Here is an 18,041-nt window from a genome sequence, read left to right as displayed (position 1 = left end):
ATTCAGTCCTTCATGAAGGCGGCGAACGCGTCACGATAGGCGGGATGCCAGCGCGACAGGGCCGGCCGGCGCAGGATCAGGTCGTCGGCTGCCCAGCGCATCCGCTTCTGGTCCGTTTCCCAGCTGGTCTCGTGGTCCTGGCAGAACAGGTAGAACGCATTGCGGTCCAGCCCATCCAGGAGCACGTCCACCACCTGGTCGGCCGTCCACGCCTCTTCCGGCCTGGGCGTGTCCGCCGTGCGGCCGGGCCTGGTCATGCCGGTGAAGGTGAAGCCCGGGATCAGCAGATGCGCGGTGATCCGCTCGCCCGTGGCCTCGCGCAGCTCATGGGCGAGTTGCTCGGTCAGCACCTTCACCCCCGCCTTGGACACGTTGTAGGCGGCATTGCCGGGCGGGGTGGTGATGCCCTGCTTGGACCCGGTCGCGACCACCGCACCGGTGCGGCCGCGCCGGATCATGCCCGGCACGAAGCACTGCAGCCCGTTGACCACGCCCATCAGGTTGACCGCCAGCAGCCGCTCCCACTGCGCCCGATCCTCGAACGCGCCGGCATCCTTGCCGGTCGCGGCGTTGTTCATGAGCAGCGCCACGTCGCCGAAGCGCTCCAGCACCGCCCCTTCCAGCCGCTCGACATCCTGGTAGAGCGCCACGTCCGTCTGCATGGCCAGGACGTCCTGCTCGCCACCCGGCGCTGCCGCGACCAGCTCGGCATGGGCGGCTTCCAGGGCGGCCGCATCGATGTCCGCGATCGCCACCTTCATGCCGAGCCCGGCGAAGCGCCGGGCGGCGGCGCGGCCAATCCCATCGGCTGCACCGGTGACCACGGCGACCCGGCCGGGGGCCAGGGCTGGATGAGGCATGCGCTGTTCTCCCGGGCTGTCGGAACGCCATCCAGCCCCTTACGGCATCCGGCTGGCCCCGTCAGCCCGCAGGCAGCCAGATCTCCAGGGTACCGGGCTGGGGCTTGGGCTGAAAATGGGTGAAGTCGGTCGGCCCGCTCCTAGCCAGCCCGGCCATTTGCGGGATCCTCCGGCTGGCCTCCACCAGTGCGTCCGCATCGCTCGCATTGTCCGGGAAGAAGTAGCGCACGCTAGGCTCGCCGATCTGGAACGGCACGGCGCGCATGCCGGTCACCTCGAAGCCCTGGTCCCGGACGAGCTGCGCCAGGACTTGCGCCCGCGCGCCGGCATCGTCGTCGAGCGCGCTGTAGTGGATGAACACCCTGGGCGGCGCGTGCACCGGCATCGGCCGGCCCGCGACCGTGGGTGCCGCCGATGGTTCCAGACGGAGCGGGCGCGGCCTCGGCGGTTCGGCCGGGCCCAGGGGTGCTGCGGCCACGGGCGGCTCCACCGGGTCGACCGGGCCGGCTGCGGGTTCGGGCAAGGCCGGCGGGGGTGCCGGAGGCGGCGGTGCCGCCAGTGGCTGCAGCGCCGGGGCGGGCTCCGGCGGCTGGAGGATCGCCGCCAGGTCCGGTTCGGGCAACGGGCCCAGCTCCGCTTCCGCGTCGAGTTTCGGCAGGGCCAGCGGTGCCGGCGTAGTGGCGGGCGGCGACGCAGGCGGCGCCACTTCCGGTGGCCGGGACAGGTCGGGCTGGAGATCGGCGACCTGCCATTCGGTCAGGGACGGGCGGTACCAGGCAGCGGTCAGCACGGCACCGGCCGCCACGAGTGCGGCCAGCCCGCCCAGCCATTTCCGGCGCGGCGCCGCCTTGGGGGCACCCTGGCGGGAGGCACCGCGGCGCCGCTCCTTCTGCCGCGGCAACATGCCGGGATCGGGCGTGTGGCGCATGACCGGGATCACGCCCGCCACCCCTTCCGGCCCGATCAGCGCGCGGGCTTCCCGGCGCGCCTCGCTGAAGACCCAGTCCTCCACCGAGCCCAGGCGCGGGTCGAAGCGGCCGTGATTGCGCGCCACCTCTGCCAGCACCGGCCGCCGCAGCCCAGCGGCCAGGGTCTCGTCGTCCAGCCAGTGGGCGAGCATCGCCTCGACCCTGGCCCCATAGCGCCGGTCCAGCTCGGCTGCGGTCGCCGGTACCGACGCGCTGGCGGTCGCATACCCTGCGGTCTGCATCTCCAAAATCCTCTCGGCCGCGCGTCGTTCGAGGAAGAATACCCTCCGGGCTCAAGCGGCCCGAGCAACATAACACGCGCGCGCACTTGTCTAACGCATGAAGCGCCGATGCGGATGCAACACCCGGGCATCCCGCGCAAGGGTCAGTCGCGCGCGATCTCCTGAATGGCATCGAACTTGCGCGCGAGGCGATGGCCCAAAGCGGCGGTGGGCAGGTTGGTGTTGGCCGTGGTGACGAACGGCATGATGGAGGCGTCCGCCACCATCAGCCCGTCCAGCCCGTGGACGCGCCCATGGCCGTCCACCACCGCGCCGGCCGCCGGGTCCCGGCCGATCGAGCAAGTCGAGGCCGGGTGGTAGTAGTGCTGGTGCGAGGCGCGGATCCAGTCCCTGACCTTGTCGTCCCCCATGCCGACGCCGGGCACGATCTCCTCCAGCTCGTCCGCGACCGGCGCATGGGACATGATCCGGCGGGCCTCCGCCACGCCCCAGGCCAGTGCCTGGAGATCGATCTCCTCGAGGTCGGTCACATGGCTGTGCTCGATGGCGAAATGGAGGCTGCCGTCCTTGCGCACCGGGCGGACCTGGCCGCGCGAGCGCGGGTTCAGGAGGCCGACATAGACCTGCCAGTACCAGTCCTGCAGGTCGGGGGTGCGGCCGCCCACGGAGAAGATGTGCATGTCGAAGGGGTTCTGGGCAAAGGGAGAGCGCACCTTGACAATGGTGCCCTCGTCATAGTTCAGGCGCAGCTGCTCGTGCGCCTGGGTCCGCCCGATCAGCCGGCCTTGGGCGCGGTAGGTGAGCGCCATGGCCGGATGGTCCTGCAGGTTGCGCCCGACACCCGGCAGGGCATGGCGCAGCTCGATGCCGGCCTCCCCGAGCGTCGCCGGGTCGCCGATGCCCGAGCGCAGCAACAGCATCGGTGAGCCATAGGCGCCCGATGCCAGGACCACATAGTCGCCCCGCAGCTCATGGGGCTCGCCCCGCCGAAAGCCGCGCACGCCCACCGCGCGCCGGCCGTCCAGGAGCAGCTCGGCCACCTCGAAATTGGCCTCGACCGAGAAATTGTCCTGGCCGCGCACCGGGTCGACGAAGCCGAACGCGGCATTCCAGCGAATGCCGCCCTTCTTGTTCATCGGGCAGATCGAGACGCCGACGCCTTCGTCGATGTCGTTGATGTCGTCGGAGTGCGGGATGCCCGCCGCGCGCGCCGCGTGGTAGAAATCCTGCTGGTAGGGCGAGAACTCCTCGAACGGCAGGGTGCGCACGTTCAGCGCCCGGTCGACTGCGGCGAAGTCCTCCAGGAACTCGTCCGGGTTCCAGAAGTCGACCCCGCCCGCCTCGGACCACTTCTCGAAGTCGCTGCGGATGCCGCGCACCGCGGCGCAGCCATTATGCGAGGAGCAGCCGCCCATCACCCGGGCGCGCTCCAGCCGGTAGGAGCGCGGCGAGCCCGGGTCCTGGTTCTCCAGGCCCCAATCATGCGTGGTCGGGATGCGCCGCGAATCCAGCAGCTCGAACGGCCAGCCATGCGCGTCGAACCGGCCGAAGTCCGGGCCGGCCTCCACCAGCACGACCTCGTGCCGGCGGTCCTGCGCCAGCCGGCCGGCGAAGGTCGCACCGCCGCTGCCGGCCCCTACCACGATCACCCGCATGACGAACCCTTCCTCGGTTGGTTGGTGGCGCACGGTCATTCCCGGTGGCCGAAGCTGACGACCCGGTAGCGCATCAGCAGATACATCACGGCGAACGCCCCCAGCACGACGCCGTTGACCAGGGCCGCCAGCGCGAACAGCTCGCCGCCGAGGCCAAAGCGCAGCGAGCCCCAGGCAATGGTCGGCAGGGTCGGGATGGCGCCCAGGTTGTAGAAGGAGATCTCGAGATTGTTGAAGGCCAGGATGAAGCTGACCAGGAACGCGCCGAGCATGGCCGGCCAGATCAGCGGCAGGGTGACCTCGAGGAAGCAGCGCAGCGGCCGGGCGCCGAACACCATGGCGGCGTCATCCAGCCGCCAGTCGTAGCGTGAGAGCTGGGCCAGCATGATCAGAAAGGCGAACGAGGTGCAGTGCACCGCGTTGCCGATCATGGCCGAGCCCATGTTGCCCGGCAGGTTCAGGACCTGGCGGTTGAACAGCAGGTTGGAGATGCCGACCAGCAGGTCCGCCACGAACAGGGGGCAGAGGAAGATCACCACCATCAGCGCCCGCCAGCGCGACCGGTACTTCAGCACCGCGATGCTGCCCATGGTCGCGACGGCGGTGCAGATCACCGCACTGCCCAGGCCCAGCAGGATGCTGTTCCACAGGCCTTCCCGATAGGTCTGGTCCGCCCCAAGGGCGGCGTAGTGGGCGAGCGTCCAGCTCGGCGGGAAGGGCCAGTTCAGGTCCTTCTGGAAGGACACGTAGATCACGTAGGCGATGGGCGCGTAGAGGAACAGATAGAGGCTCAGCAGCAGGGTGCCGCCGATAAGCCTGGCCAGGAGCTCGCCCGCCTTCACGGCTCAGCCCTCCCGCCCGGTGAAGCCGCTGCGGCGCAGGTTCACCGAGCGCCACATCAGGAAGATCACGAAGGACGAGACCAGGAACAGCACCACGCCCATGGCCGAGCCCAGCGCCCAGGTGCCGGTCTCGCCGAACTGGAGCGAAAGGACCTGGCCGAACGAGGCGGCGTTGGGCCCGCCCAGGAAACGGGCGGTGATCGAATCGCCGAGCGCCGGCACGAACACCAGCACCAGGCCGATGATCGTGCCGATCCAGTTGAGCGGCAGGGTCACCTCGAAGAACGCCCGCCAGGCCTTGGCGCCGTTGATCTTGGCGACCTCGAGCAGCTCGAAGTCGAAGTTGAGCAGCGACAGGTAGATCGCCGTCACCATGAACGGGATGAACAGATAGGCGATGCCGATGGCCGCGGCGGTGGGCGTGTACATGAGGAAGCTGATCGGCGGCAGGCCGAAATTCATCAGCCCCATGTTGATCAGGCCGACCGGCCCCATGATGCCCTGGATGCCGGTGATGCGCAGGATCACGCCGGTGAAGAACGGTGCTGCCACGGCCAAGCTGAGCAGGAGCCGGTAGCGGCCGCCATATTTCGCCATGAAGTAGGCGACCGGCCAGGAATAGATCAGCGCCACCATCGAGACCGCGACGGCCGTCAGCAACGAGCGGAGCAGGAAGGTCATGTAGGTCGGGGTGGTGAACAGGACGACGTAGTTGTCGAGGCTCCACTCAGGGATCAGGTTGTAGCTCTCGGTGCGCCAGAAGCTGAACACCAGGATCGAGAGCATCGGCAGGATCAGGAAGGTCACGACGAACAAAGCGCCCGGCAGGGCCAGCAGCAGGAAGCGTGCTTCAGGGCTGAGCTGGCCGCGGGCGGAGGCGATCTCGGTGGCCATGCGGTCAGCCCGCCGCCGCGAAGCACTGGCCGGCTTCCGGCGCCCAGGCCACGTGGACCGGGTCGTCGCGCCGGATGCTGGGCATGGTGACCGCGTCGGTCACGGTCAGCTCCACGCCGTTGTCGAGCCTGGCCAGGTAGTCTGCGTTCGGGCCCTTGAAGATCACGTCGCGCAGCACGCCCGGCACCCGGTTCGCCAGTTCCGGCTCCGGCGGATCGTTCGGGCTGCGCAGCACCATGTGCTCGCACTTGACGAAATAATCGACGCGGTCGCCCACCCCGGCACGCGCCGGGCTCGGCACGGCGATCTCGACCCCCTGCCAGTCGAGCCGCGCCCTGGACCCGTCCAATGCGGTGAGTCGACCGCTCATCTTGTTGGAATGGCCGACGAAGCCCGCCACGAACGGGCTGGTCGGGTGGGTGTAGACTTCCAGCTTCGGCGCCACCTGCTCGAAGCGACCCTTCGCCATCACGGCGATCCGGTCGCTCATGGTGAGCGCCTCCTCCTGGTTGTGGGTGACGTAGATGAAGGGCGTGGTCAGCTCGACCTGGTAGCGGCGGACCTCGACCTCCATCTCCTTGCGCAGCTCGCGGTCGAGATTGGCCAGCGGCTCGTCCAGCAGCAGGAGGGCCGGCCGCGCGATCAGGCCTCTGGCCAGCGCCACGCGCTGCTGCTGGCCGCCCGAGAGCTGGTTCGGGTAGCGGTCTTCCAGACCCTCCAGGCGCAGGAGCTTCAGCGCCCAGGCCAGCCGCTCCTTCTGCCGCTCCCTGGGTGCTCCCTGCATGCGCAGCGGGAACACCACGTTTTCCGCCACCGTCTTGTGCGGGAACAGGAGGAAGTTCTGGAACACCATGCCGACCTTGCGCGCATAGGGCGGCAGCCGGGTCACGTCCTGGCCGTTGATCAGGACACGGCCCGAATCGGGCAGCTCCAGCCCGGCGATGATCCGCAGCAGCGTGGTCTTGCCGGAGCCGCTGGGGCCCAGCAGGGCGCAGAACTCCCCCTGGGCCACCTGGAGCGAGAGATCGTCGGCCGCGGTGACGTCGCCGAAGCGCTTGGTCACCCGGTCCAGTTCGAGCACGAAGTCGGCCATGTGCGTCCGTCGGTCGCTGGAGGCGTCAGTTCGCTTAGTGCCGGCGTCAGGCCGCCTCGACCTCGGACCAGACGCGCTCCCATTTCTCCGGCGAGGACGGCTGGTCGAACATGTGCAGGCCGCGCAGCTCGGCCGTGCGGTCCAGCATCAGCAGCGAGACTTCCTCGGGCGGCAGCAGGTCGCGCACGTCGTAGCAGGGTGCCACGCCCTTCATGCCGACCCGGTACATGCTCTGCTTGGAGATGTAGTGGTTGATCCAGGCATGGGCGAGCTCGACCATGGCCGGGTCGGTCACGCCCGAGCTGACCTGCCAGCTGTCGATCCAGCCGAGGCCGCCCTCCTTGGGCTGCAGGGTATGGACCACGTCGAACTCGATCTCGCCGGCACGGCGCGCCCGGGTCAGGCGGCGATAGATCTCGGAGAATTCCGGCGAGGCCCAGACCAGCCCCGGCCGCATCAGGCGCTGCAGGGAGTCGTAGTCCTGGTAGCGGGTGACCAGCAGCGACTTCTGCTTGATCAGGAGCTGCTTGGCCGCCTCCAGCTCCTCGTCGGTCAGGTGGTAGGGATTGAACGAGCTGTCGCCGTTCGGCCGCGGCCCGTCCTTGGTGCCGAGCTGGGTGGCCGCCATGATGCCGGCCATGGCGATGTTCTCCTCGAACCGCGCCCCGGTCGCGAGATGGCCGGCATATTTCTCGTCGAACATCACCCCCAGCGAGTTCCGCTCCTCCTCGGGGATGTGCTGGGTGTTCATGGTGATGCCGTAGCTGCCCCAGCAATTATGCACCCCGATCAACTGGCCGCCCGGCTGGTCGAGCAGGAGGTCGTAGGCGCCCGGCTGGAAGTCAGGGAACAGGTTGGTGAGGTTCGGCAGCCTGGCCGGGTCCAGCGCCTGGATCAGCCCGTCACGGAAATAGAGGCGCGGCCAGAACCCGTCCGCCATGACCAGGTCGAAGTCGCCGGTGCCGCCGGCCTTCATCTTGTTGAAGGCCTCGGAGTTGCCGTCGAAGAAGGCGGGCGAGATCGTGGCGCCGTGTTCGCTCTCGAACTCGGCCACGGTCTCGGCGATATTGTAGTCCTGCCACATCAGCATGCGCAGGTTCAGGCCGGCCGCGTGCGCACGGCGCACATGGGGTGCGGCCAGCATGGCGGCAGTGCCGACGCCGCTCGCCAGCGCCGCGCGCCGGGAGAGCGTGGTCCCGGGCCGGGTGACCGGATCCTGCGCGGGAAGCTCGGGCTCGATGCTCGACATCAGCGTTTCTTTCCCAAGATATCAGGGACCGTGGTGATCGCTTATGCGCGACCTTCCACGGGGCGAAACGACCATCGATTTGGACCAGCAGTGCCCGTCAGGATTGGCGCGGAACAGCGTGTTGCACAACCGGTTAAGTGTGCGTTCCGCCGATGCCGGCGCTTTTATTTGCCCCTGCTCCTGGTGCCGCGCTCGAAAGCAGGTGCACCGTCAGCCGGTCAGGATGTCGCCCCGGGCGATGATGAACTCGGCCGCCCCCCTGATGTCGGCGGCGATCGCTTCCCTGGCGGCGACACCCTGGCCATGGTGGATCGCTTCCAGCGCCTGGGCGTGGCGGCGATAGGCGCCGCCGGTCACCAGCCGGTCCGGCTTGCCACGGGTCTCCAGGTTGATGATGGGTCCGACCCTGAGCCAGAGCTGCTCGATCAGCTCGACCAGCATGGGCATGCCGGAGCTGCGATAGAGCGCGAAGTGGAAGTCCATGTTGAGCTGCACGGCCCGCTCGAGGTCGGGGCTGGTGGCGAGGCTTTCCATACGAAAGCCGGCTTCGGCCACCGCCATCGCCTCCAGGTCGGCAGCGCTCCGGGCGGATGCGGCGCGCTCCGCGGCGAAGCCCTCGACCTCGATCCGGATCGCGGTCAGCTCGCGGAACTGCGCCACGCCGGTGCGCGGCACCCGGATCGCCCGGCTGGGGGTCACCTCCAGCGCATGGTCGGCGACCAGCCGGCTCACTGCGGCGCGGACCGGCATGATCGACACGCCCAGCGCCTCGGCGGCCGAGCGGAGCGACAGACGTTCGCCGGGTGCGAGGCGGCCGGACATCAGGAGCTCGCGCAGCCGCCGGTAGGCCCGGTCGCCCAGCGTGTCCCGGTCCACCGGGAGGAGTTCCTGCATGTTGAACGGACTGGCCACGTATTGTGATCCGTGATCACATAATTACTGCTGGCATGGTTCTGCTGCCCACTCGCTGATGCTCCACCGGGTGCGGATGAACGCTAGACAAGCCGGAAAGCCTGCACTAGGCAACCGTGATCACGGATCACAAAAGCAGCCGTGGATCAGGGATGTTCAGGTGGACGCCGGGCGCGGGTCGGCCGCTGCTCCGGCGCCATGCCAGGCAGTGGTGCCACCGGCCCGCTGGCCACCGAAACAGGCGACCAGGCCGTCCCTTTCCCGGCAGGAGCGCTCACTCATGGCGGCACGCGATAAAGTCATCATCACCTGTGCGGTGACCGGCGCCATCCACACGCCATCCATGTCGCCCCACCTGCCGGTGACCCCGGAGGAAATCGCCGACGCCGCGGTGGGTGCCGCCGAGGCGGGTGCCGCGATCATCCATCTGCATGCGCGCGACCCCGAGAACGGCATGCCGGTGCAGACTCCGGAAGCATTCGGGCGCTTCCTGCCGATCATCAAGCAGCGTTCCGACTGCGTGGTCAACCTCACCACCGGCGGCGGCATCGGCATGACCGTGGAGGAGCGGGCCAGGCCCACGGCGGTGTTCAAGCCCGAGGTCGCCTCGCTCAACATGGGCTCGATGAACTTCGCAACCTTCCCGATGCTCAACCGCTTCAAGGAGTTCAAGCACGCCTGGGAGCGCCCCTACATCGAGAAGACCAAGGACAACATCTTCAAGAACAGCTTTGCCGATATCGAGTACATCCTGAAGATGTGTGCTGGCAACAACACACGCTTCGAGTTCGAGTGCTACGATACGGCGCATCTCTACAACTTGGCCTATTTCCTCGAGCAGGGCCTGGTGAAGCCGCCTCTGTTCATCCAGACGGTGTTCGGTATCCTGGGCGGGATCGGTACCCATCCGGAGGACGTGGCGCACATGAAGCGCACCGCCGACCGGCTGTTCGGCAACCAGTATCGCTGGTCGGTGCTGGGGGCGGGCCGCCACCAGATGCGGATCGCCGCCCAGGCAGCGGCGATGGGCGGCAATGTCCGGGTGGGTCTGGAGGACTCGCTGTGGGACGGCCCGGGCAAGCTCGCGGAAAGCAATGCCGCCCAGGTGCGCCGCGCCCGCCAGATCATCGAGGGGCTGGGCATGCAGATCGCGAGCCCTGCCGAGGCACGCGAGATCCTGGAGCTCAAGGGCGGGGATCGCGTGGAGTTCTGAGCGAACGGACCTGTCCGGCGACGAATGGGGCCGGCCGCCATGATCTGGGAGCAAGCACGATGACCGACAGGATCACCAGGCGCGGCCTGGTCAAGGGTGGTACCATGCTGGCGGGTGCCGCCGCCGGCTTTGGCACCTTCTATGGGCCGTGGAAGCACAACCGCGCCTATGCGCAGGAAGGCAAGCCCATCAAGATCGGGCTGACCTGCGATGCCAGCGGCATGTATGGCGCGTCCGGCCGCGACGAGCTGCGCGGCATCACCATGTGCATCGACGAGTTCAACGCGAATGGCGGCGTGCTCGGGCGCAAGATCGAGTGGATCACCGCCGACACCGAAACGAACCCGGCGACCGCCAGCCGCGTCGCCGAGCGGTTCATCACCCGCGAGGACTGCTCGATCCTGATTGGCGCCATCCATTCCGGCGTGGCCAACGCGATCACCCAGGTGGCCGAGAAATACGGCACCATCTACCTGAACTCGAACTCCTCCGCCCCCACCGAGGCCGGCGAGAACTGCTCGCGGGTGAAGTTCGTCTGGGACGGGAACGGCACCAACTTCACCATGTCCTCGGTGAAGGCCGCGGTGGAGCGGGTCGGCAAGAAGTGGCTCCTGCTCACCAACGACTATGTCTGGGGCCACGAGACCTCGGATGCGACCCGCAAGCTGGTGGAGGCCGCAGGCGGCGAGATCATCGACAACCTGCTGATCCCGCAGAACACCCGCGACTTCACCTCCTACCTGCTCAACATCCAGCAGATGGCGCCGGAAGTGGTGGCCCCGGCGGTCGGCGGCGACGACGGCAAGATCCTGCGGGCACAGGTGGCCGAGCTCGGCCTCGACAAGCAGGCGGCCTGGGTCCAGAGCCAGCAGGACTGGCCGGATGTCTGGGCGGCTCCGGACAGCATCATCGGCATCTTCGGCACCAACTGGTACCACAAGCTGAAGCTGCCGGGCGTGGACGACTTCGTGAAGCGCTGGCAGGCCCGCGCCGAAGGGGATGCGATTCCGGTGCCTGGCAACGTGTCCTACTGCGGCTACATGGCGATGCGCGAGACGCTGCGCGCGATCGAGCGGGCCGGCACCACCAACAACATCGCGATCATCAAGGAGCTGGAGCAGCTCAAGATCCCGGCCGCCGACCGGTTGCAGGACTATGATGCCTGGATGAACCCGGACACCCACCACCTGCAGCAGACCATCTACCTGGCCCGCCGCAACCCGAACCCGGTCGACGACACCGACCTCTACGAGATCATCAGCGCGTCGAAGCCGGAGGACGTGGTCGACCCGGAGGAAGGCAAGCTGTGCAAGCTCGCTCCCTACGAGCAGATCCCGACGGTGGATGGCTGAATGAACCTCGGCGGGAGCTGTGGGTAGGCAGAGCGGATGTTCACCCTGATCCCCTTCCTCATCAATGGGTTGACTCTGGGCCTGCTGTTCGCGCTGATCGCGCTCGGCTTCATGCTGATCGTGGGCGTGATGGAGCAGATCAACCTGGCCCACGGCTCCCTGTTCGCGCTCGGCGCCTATGTCGCCTACGCGCTGCTGGGCCCGCCCTTGCCACTGCCGGCGGGGGTGGGCGAGTGGTGGGCCGGGCTGCCCTTGGGGCTGCGCTACGCCCTGGCGCTGGTGGTCGCCCCTTGCATCGTCGGGCTGCTCGGCATCCTGATCGAGCAAGGGATGCGCCGCACCTACGGCAAGGACCCGCTGTTCGGGCTCCTGCTCACCTTCGGCGCCGCCATGGTGATCGAGGACGTGATCCGGTCGATCTGGGGGACGCGCGACTATATCCTGCCGACCCCGGACGCGATCTCGGGCGGCTTCATCGCGTTGAACCTGATCTGGTCGACCTACCGGTTCTTCGCCGCCTTCGCGGCCGCCGTGTTCATCCTGCTCACTTGGCTGCTCATCGAGCGGACCCGCTTCGGCGCGGTGATCAAGGCCGGCGCCCATGACAGCGAGATGGTCCGCGCACTGGGCTATGACCTGGCCAAGCTGCGCATCGGCGTGTTCGCGATCGGCACCATGCTGGCGGCCGCCGCGGGCGTGATCATGGCGCCCATCTGGGGCATCCGCCCGCACATGGGCGTGGATGCAGTGATCCCGGCCTTCCTGATCATCGTCCTGGGCGGAGTAGGCTCGTTCTGGGGGGCGGTGATCGCGGGCCTGATGGTCGGCATGGTCATCGGCCTCACCGCCGCCTACGCGTCGGAATGGTCGCTGCTTTCCATGTACATCCTGCTGATCGTGGTCGTGACCTTCCGCTCCCGCGGGCTGTTCGGCAAGAAGAGCATCCTGGAGGCCTGACGCCGATGCAGACCCCCGCCCATGCCGGCCGCCTGATCACCCCCGTCATGGTGGGGGTGGCACTGCTGCTCCTCACCGTGCCGCTCTGGATCGCCAAGGTCGGACTCTACCAGTATATCGGCGTCGAGATCCTGATCTGGGCGATCTACGCGCTGGGCTTCAACCTCCTGCTGGGCACGGCCGGCCTGCCGTCCTTCGGGCACGGCGCCTTCTTCGGCATCGGCGCCTATGCCTTCGGGCTCACCCAGTTCCACGTGGCCGCGAACCTGTGGGTCTGCCTCCTGGGCGGGATCCTGGCGGCGAGCCTGGCCGGGGCGCTGGTGGCCGGGTTCGTGGCGCGGCGGCGCGGCATCTATTTCGCCTTCCTCACCATCGCGTTCGGCCAGGTGTTCTGGTTCATCGCCATGAAGGCGCGCGACGTGACAGGCGGCGAGGACGGCCTCCTGCCGATCGCCCGGCTGCCGGCCGACTTCGGCATCGTGTCGTTCGACCTGACCGGCAACACGGCCCTCTACTTCTTCGTGCTGGCCCTGTTCCTGGTGACGGTGGTGGCGCTGTGGCGGCTGACCTACTCGCCGTTCGGCCGGGTGCTGTCGGCGATCCGCCAGAGCGAGCTGCGCGCGGCGCATCTCGGCTACCAGGTGGTGCTGTTCAAGATGCTGGCCTTTATCGTCTCCGCGGCGTTCGCGGGTCTGGCCGGCAGCCTATTTGCCATGGCGCAGGGCGGTGCCTTTCCGGAAGTCATGGCGCTGCACTATTCCGGCTACATCGTGATGATGGTGCTGGTGGGCGGCGGGATGGTCAGCTTCTGGGGGCCGGTGATCGGCGTCGTGGTGTTCCTGCTGGCGCGCGACCTGCTGGGGGCGGTGACCCTCACCTGGATGCTCTGGTTCGGCCTCCTGTTCGTGGCGGTGATCCTGTTCAAGCCGGAAGGCATCGCCGGGGTCTTCCAGGACCTGCGCCGGCGCTTCTCCCGCCAGCCGCAGGCACCCGCTCAGCCGGCTGCCCGGAGCACGTCGTGAGCGCGCTGGAGGCCCGCCAGGTCCATGTCCGCTTCGGCGACCGGGTGGTGCTGGAGGAGATGAACTTCAGCGTCGCACCCGGCGAGCTGCACGGCATCATGGGGCCGAACGGGGCCGGCAAGACTACCTTCTTCAACGTGCTGACCGGCCGGGTGCGGCCCAGCCGCGGCCACGTGCTGGTGGACGGGAAGGACGTGACCGGCCTGCCGCCGCACCGGATCGCCGCACTCGGCGTGGCGCGCTCCTTCCAGATCATGACCCTGTTCGACGAGTTCAGCGCGCTGGAGAACGTCGCCCTGGCAAGGCCGGCCTTCCGCGCCCAGGCGCTGCATGGCCATCGCGCCGCCATCGGCGACCCCGAGGCCGACGCCGCGGCGCGCCTCGTGCTGGACGAGGTCGGGCTGGGCAGCAAGGCCCATGTGCTGGCGCGCGACCTGTCCTATGGCGAGCGCCGCGCGCTGGAGATCGCCGTGGCGCTGGCGCAGGAGCCGCGCGTGCTGTGCTTGGACGAGCCGACCTCGGGCCTGGGCAGCGACGGCATCGCCCGGATCGCGGAGATGGTCCGCCGTTTGAAGGGCCGGCTCGCCATCGTGGCGATCGAGCACGACATGGAGTTCCTGTTCGGTCTGGCCGACCGGATCTCCGTGGTCCACTGGGGCCAGGTGATCGCGCACGGCCGCCCGGACGAGCTGAAGGCCAATCCCTGGGTGCGCCGGTCCAATCTGGGGCGGTTCGGATGATCCTCGAGGTCGACGGCATCCACACTTTCTACGGCGAAACCCAGGTCCTGTTCGGGGTCTCGTTCGACGTGCGCCCGGGTGAGGTCGTGGCGCTGCTGGGCCCCAATGGCGCCGGCAAGACCACGACGCTGCGCTCGATCCTGGCGCTGACCCGCCCGTCGGAGGGCCGGGTGCGCTTCGACGGCGCCGACGTCACCGCCTGGCCGACCCACAGGATCGCCCGGGCCGGGATCGGCTGGGTCCCCGACGACCGCCGGCTCTGCCCCACGCTCAGCGTCGCCAAGAACCTGCAGATCGCGGCCAAACGCACGCGCTTCCGGGCCTGGACCGTCAAGGACTGCTGCGGGATCTTCTCGGCCCTGGACCACCTGATGCACCGCGACGCCGAGAACCTGTCGGGCGGCGAGATGCAGATGGTCGCGATCTCCAGGGCCCTGCTGGGCTCGCCGGGCCTGGTCCTGTTCGACGAGCCGAGTCAGGGCCTGGCGCCCAAGATCGTCGAGGACGTGCTCGCCACCATCCGCCACCTGCGTGACCAGGGCGTGGCCTCGGTGGTGGTGGAGCAGAACGCCGAGCTGGCACTGTCCGTGGCCGACCGGGCGCTGGTGCTGGATCGCGGCCGGGTCGCCTGGCAGGGCGAGGCGGACGAGCTGCGCCACGACCGGGCGCTGCGCCAGCGCCTCCTGGGAGCCTGACACCATGTCGGAGCCGATCCTGCGCCTGGACGGGATACGCAAAATCTACCGCAAGGGCATGCTGGACCGCACGCCGACCTTCCAGCTCCAGGCCGACCTCGTGTTCGAGCAGAGCGCCATCGTCGGTGTGGTCGGGCCGAACGGGGCCGGCAAGACGACCCTGTTCGAGATGATCACCGGCTCCAACACGCCGAGCGCCGGCAAGGTGATGGTGGCGGGCGCCGACATCCACCGGGTGCGCTATGGCGAGCGCGACCGGCTGGCGATCCATTATCACCAGTCCTACCAAGTCCGCTCGTTCCGCCGCATCCTGCCGTCCTTCATGCTGGACCGCTCGCCGACCAGGCAGCCGATCCTGCACCTGTTCGACGAGCCGCAGTTCAACACGCAGGACGGCTATATCGGCTTCATGCTCGACTTCTTCCGCAGGTTGCGCGCCGAGGGCAAGCTGGTGTTCGTCTGCCTGCACCCGACCGCGCGCTATCATCTCGAGATCCTGAACGAGATCGGCGAGAGCTTCCTGCTGGTCCATGGCGGGCGCGCGGAGCGCAAGGGGAGCTTTGCGGAACTGGTCCACGACCCCCGGGTCGAGGCCTATCTCGGCCATGAGATGACGGCGGCCGCCCACGCCCTGTAAGGCGGTGCTGCGCCCGTTCCTCCGGGCCACGCTGCAACCCGAAGGTGTGGTGGCGACGCCACGCGTGCCGGCGCGACATTTTCTGCTTTCGGGATACGGTACTCCTATACTATAGGAGCAAGGCATAATCTCATGGCGACGTTACTTCTAAACTCTAAATACAGTTATGTATCATTGCGGGGCAACCATACGATGAAAGATTCGCTGCAGACCCATCGTCGGCGCATGACGGACAACGGCATCCGGCGGGTCGAGGTATGCGTCCGTGAGCAGGACGCCGAGCTGATCCGGCGGGTGGCCCGGGCACTGGCGCCGGACGATCGCTCGTCAGAGCGCCTGCGCGCCATCATCCAGTCCTCCATGCCGAAGAAGCCGACCCTCAGCTTCAAGGAATGGCTGGAGACGCCATAGGCACATGCGCCTGCCCTCTTCGGGGGGCAGCGTCATCGTGCGCATGTCCAATAGTACGCAGCCTAGCTATTCTCCGCCGCCTGAGCGTCCCTCGCCCGCATGCATGCATCGGGCGAAGGACGATCGGGAGTCAGTGCGGGAGAATATGAAAATGGGCAGAGAATCGCCTGAACCTGAACAGTGGTCCGCGCGGAACCGGCTGGAAGCGGTCGAGGTCACGTTGCGGGCCGCGGACGTGGAACTGGTGGCCAAGCTGGCGGACATTCTGGCCGGCGATGATCTGGAATCGGAGCGGCTGCGCGAAATGATCCAGGATGTGCTGTCCCGGCCGGACGGCTTCCCGGACGATGAGCGCAGCGAAGACGAGGTCCTGCACTGAGCGCCACTGGCGCCATTCCTGTCTCCCCTGCCGGCGTGGAACCGTGCCTGCTCCTGGCCATTGAACCTGCCAGGAGCCAGGCTGCGGCGGACAGGGGATGTCGACGGGCACCGAAGGCTGGCAGGGTGGCTGCCTGTGCGGGTCGGTACGGTTCCGGCTCGCCGGCCAGCCACTCGCCCTGCTCTACTGCCATTGCCGAATGTGCCAGCGCGCCGCGGGCGCCCCGGTCGTCGCATGGGCGACGGTGCCGGTCGCCTCGCTCGCCTGGAGCGGCGCCCCGCGCCGCATCTACCGCTCGAGCCCCGAGGCGACCCGCGCGTTCTGCGGTGAATGCGGCTCGCCGCTCGCCTTCCAGAGCGATGCGGAGCCGGACCGGCTCGACCTGACGGTCGCCGCCTTCGACCGGGCCGACCTGCTGGCACCCGACCACCATGTCTGGGTGTCGAGTCGGCTGCCATGGTTCGAGACGCAGGACCGGCTGCCCCGGCATCCGACCGGTTCGGAGAACTGAGCATCCGGCCGCCAACAGGGAGTGCTGCATGGAACTGACCGCTGCCGGGAGCCAGCCGAGCATCCCGGGCAACCCCGACTATTTCACCGGCACGGTCTGGCTCGACCGGATCATCCAGGCGCCGGCACCGGCCAGGGTGCGGGCGCTGCGGGTGAGCTTTGCGCCGGGGGCGCGCACCGCTTGGCATACCCACCCGCTCGGCCAGACGCTGCACGTGCTGAGCGGGCTGGGCCTGTTCCAGACCGCGGGCGAACCGGCCGTGCTGATCCGCCCGGGCGACACGCTGTGGATCCCGCCGGGCGAGAAGCACTGGCATGGTGCTGCGCCGGCCACGACCATGGTCCATCTGGCGATCCAGGAGGGTGGCGAGGCCGGCGAGACCACCTGGCTGGAGCAGGTGAGCGACGCCGACTACGCCGCGGTCAGCGCGATCGCCTGACGCAGCGCTTCCAGCAGGCTGCGCTCGTCGGCGATGCCCTTGCCGGCCACGTCGAAGGCGGTGCCGTGGTCGACCGAGGTGCGGATCACCGGCAGCCCCACCGTGATGTTCACGCCCGAATCGATGCCCAGCACCTTGATCGGGGTGTGGCCCTGGTCGTGGTACATCGCCACCACCATGTCGAAGTCGCCGCGGCCGGCACGGAAGAACAGGGTGTCGGCCGGCAACGGGCCTTCCACGTCCCAGCCCCGCGCCCGGCAGGCCTCCACGGCCGGGACGATCTTGGTTTCCTCCTCGCGATAGCCGAACAGGCCGTTCTCGCCCGCATGCGGGTTGATCCCGCACACGCCGATCTTCTGCCGCTCGAGGCCGGCGCGCTCCAGCACCGCCTTGCCGCGCGCGATGGTCCGCTCGACCAGGCCCGGCTCGATCCGGTTGATCGCGTCGATCAGCCCGACATGGACGGTGACGTGGATGACCCGGAGCCCCGGTGCGGTGAGCATCATCGACACCTCCTCGGTGCCGGTGAGATCGGCCAGGATCTCGGTATGCCCGGGATAACGATGGCCGCCCGCGTGCATCGCCTCCTTGTTGATCGGTGCGGTGCAGATCGCGTCCACCTCCTGCGCCATGGCCAGCCTGGTCGCGGTCTCGATGAACCGGAACGCCGCGTCGCCCGCGATCGGCGAGATCTGGCCGAACGGCAGGTCGGCCGGAATCAGCTTCAGGTCGACGCAGTCGACCGTGCCATGCACGAAGCTGCCCTCCCCGATCTCCTCGGCCGTGAGCGAGCGCACCTTCAGCTCCTTGCCGACGATCTTCCCTGCCAGTTCCAGGCGGGCGGCATCGCCGACCACCACCGGCTTGCAGCGCTCGTACACATCGGCATGGGCGAGGCTCTTCATGATGACTTCGGCACCGATGCCGGCAGCATCGCCCATGGTGATCGCGATCACGGGCCTGTTCATGA

Annotated in this window: 20 protein-coding genes; 11 read left to right on the top strand and 9 right to left on the bottom strand. The window is 68.3% G+C overall.

The features are described from left to right. Positions 1–2: 2 nt before the first annotated feature. The 8 genes from HLA95_RS21875 to HLA95_RS21840 all read right to left on the bottom strand — a co-directional run bounded on the left by HLA95_RS21875 (position 3) and on the right by HLA95_RS21840 (position 8,715). On the bottom strand, positions 3–860 hold the full coding sequence (locus HLA95_RS21875) for an SDR family NAD(P)-dependent oxidoreductase (RefSeq protein ID WP_191061055.1): 858 nt from the start codon (positions 858–860) through the stop codon (positions 3–5). A 61-nt stretch (positions 861–921) separates the two neighbouring features. Next, a complete protein-coding gene (locus tag HLA95_RS21870; protein WP_222184509.1) occupies positions 922–2,070 on the bottom strand; it encodes a hypothetical protein in 1,149 nt (382 codons plus the stop codon). Between the two features lie 143 nt (positions 2,071–2,213). Beyond that, on the bottom strand, positions 2,214–3,758 hold the full coding sequence (locus tag HLA95_RS21865) for a GMC family oxidoreductase (protein ID WP_191058649.1): 1,545 nt from the start codon (positions 3,756–3,758) through the stop codon (positions 2,214–2,216). Positions 3,759–3,760: 2 nt separating this feature from the next. Further along, complete coding sequence (locus HLA95_RS21860; RefSeq protein WP_222184507.1) at positions 3,761–4,567, bottom strand: ABC transporter permease; 807 nt, start codon at positions 4,565–4,567, stop codon at positions 3,761–3,763. A gap of 3 nt (positions 4,568–4,570) precedes the next feature. After that, entirely contained in the window at positions 4,571–5,461 is an 891-nt protein-coding gene (locus HLA95_RS21855; RefSeq protein WP_191058648.1) for an ABC transporter permease, read from the bottom strand. 4 nt (positions 5,462–5,465) lie between these two features. Continuing rightward, entirely contained in the window at positions 5,466–6,554 is a 1,089-nt protein-coding gene (locus tag HLA95_RS21850; protein ID WP_191058647.1) for an ABC transporter ATP-binding protein, read from the bottom strand. Positions 6,555–6,600: 46 nt separating this feature from the next. Then, entirely contained in the window at positions 6,601–7,803 is a 1,203-nt protein-coding gene (locus HLA95_RS21845) for an ABC transporter substrate-binding protein (protein ID WP_191058646.1), read from the bottom strand. 210 nt (positions 7,804–8,013) lie between these two features. Next, the gene (locus HLA95_RS21840; RefSeq protein ID WP_223861416.1) at positions 8,014–8,715 is read right to left on the bottom strand and encodes a GntR family transcriptional regulator; all 702 of its coding nucleotides are present in this window, start codon (positions 8,713–8,715) and stop codon (positions 8,014–8,016) included. A 280-nt stretch (positions 8,716–8,995) separates the two neighbouring features. On the opposite strand from HLA95_RS21840, the gene kce reads away from it, so the two are divergent. The 11 genes from kce (at position 8,996) to HLA95_RS21785 (ending at position 17,071) form a co-directional block, all read left to right on the top strand. Beyond that, the gene (kce, locus tag HLA95_RS21835; RefSeq protein WP_191058645.1) at positions 8,996–9,928 is read left to right on the top strand and encodes a 3,5-dioxohexanoate:acetyl-CoA acetone transferase; all 933 of its coding nucleotides are present in this window, start codon (positions 8,996–8,998) and stop codon (positions 9,926–9,928) included. Between the two features lie 59 nt (positions 9,929–9,987). Then, a complete protein-coding gene (locus tag HLA95_RS21830) occupies positions 9,988–11,280 on the top strand; it encodes an ABC transporter substrate-binding protein (protein WP_191058644.1) in 1,293 nt (430 codons plus the stop codon). A gap of 36 nt (positions 11,281–11,316) precedes the next feature. Then, entirely contained in the window at positions 11,317–12,237 is a 921-nt protein-coding gene (locus tag HLA95_RS21825; protein WP_191058643.1) for a branched-chain amino acid ABC transporter permease, read from the top strand. Positions 12,238–12,242: 5 nt separating this feature from the next. Then, a complete protein-coding gene (locus tag HLA95_RS21820; protein WP_191058642.1) occupies positions 12,243–13,259 on the top strand; it encodes a branched-chain amino acid ABC transporter permease in 1,017 nt (338 codons plus the stop codon). Further along, positions 13,256–13,999, top strand: coding sequence for an ABC transporter ATP-binding protein (locus HLA95_RS21815; protein WP_222184505.1), 744 nt, complete (start codon positions 13,256–13,258; stop codon positions 13,997–13,999). Before HLA95_RS21820 ends, HLA95_RS21815 begins: the two co-directional genes overlap by 4 nt. Then, a complete protein-coding gene (locus tag HLA95_RS21810; protein ID WP_191060805.1) occupies positions 13,996–14,694 on the top strand; it encodes an ABC transporter ATP-binding protein in 699 nt (232 codons plus the stop codon). Before HLA95_RS21815 ends, HLA95_RS21810 begins: the two co-directional genes overlap by 4 nt. Positions 14,695–14,698: 4 nt before the next feature. Continuing rightward, positions 14,699–15,331, top strand: coding sequence for an ATP-binding cassette domain-containing protein (locus HLA95_RS21805; protein ID WP_191060804.1), 633 nt, complete (start codon positions 14,699–14,701; stop codon positions 15,329–15,331). A 192-nt stretch (positions 15,332–15,523) separates the two neighbouring features. After that, entirely contained in the window at positions 15,524–15,742 is a 219-nt protein-coding gene (locus tag HLA95_RS21800; RefSeq protein WP_191060803.1) for a hypothetical protein, read from the top strand. Positions 15,743–15,893: 151 nt separating this feature from the next. After that, positions 15,894–16,121, top strand: a complete 228-nt coding sequence (locus HLA95_RS21795) for a hypothetical protein (protein WP_222184503.1) — start codon at positions 15,894–15,896, stop codon at positions 16,119–16,121. 97 nt (positions 16,122–16,218) lie between these two features. After that, positions 16,219–16,632 (top strand): GFA family protein, encoded by a 414-nt coding sequence (locus tag HLA95_RS21790; RefSeq protein ID WP_191060801.1) that lies wholly within the window; start codon positions 16,219–16,221, stop codon positions 16,630–16,632. A gap of 28 nt (positions 16,633–16,660) precedes the next feature. Further along, positions 16,661–17,071: a (R)-mandelonitrile lyase gene (locus HLA95_RS21785; protein ID WP_191060800.1), complete on the top strand. Its 411-nt coding sequence runs from the start codon at positions 16,661–16,663 to the stop codon at positions 17,069–17,071. Here the strand turns inward: HLA95_RS21785 and pdxA are convergent. After that, positions 17,044–18,039 (bottom strand): 4-hydroxythreonine-4-phosphate dehydrogenase PdxA, encoded by a 996-nt coding sequence (pdxA, locus tag HLA95_RS21780; RefSeq protein WP_191060799.1) that lies wholly within the window; start codon positions 18,037–18,039, stop codon positions 17,044–17,046. The two genes, HLA95_RS21785 and pdxA, sit on opposite strands and share 28 nt — an antisense overlap. Positions 18,040–18,041: the final 2 nt, after the last annotated feature.

The sequence above is a fragment of the Geminicoccus harenae genome, from assembly GCF_019800005.1.
Classification (GTDB): Bacteria; Pseudomonadota; Alphaproteobacteria; order Geminicoccales; family Geminicoccaceae; genus Geminicoccus; species Geminicoccus harenae.
Note: the sequence above shows the minus strand (reverse complement) of the source record. Positions and strands in the feature narration are given on the sequence as shown.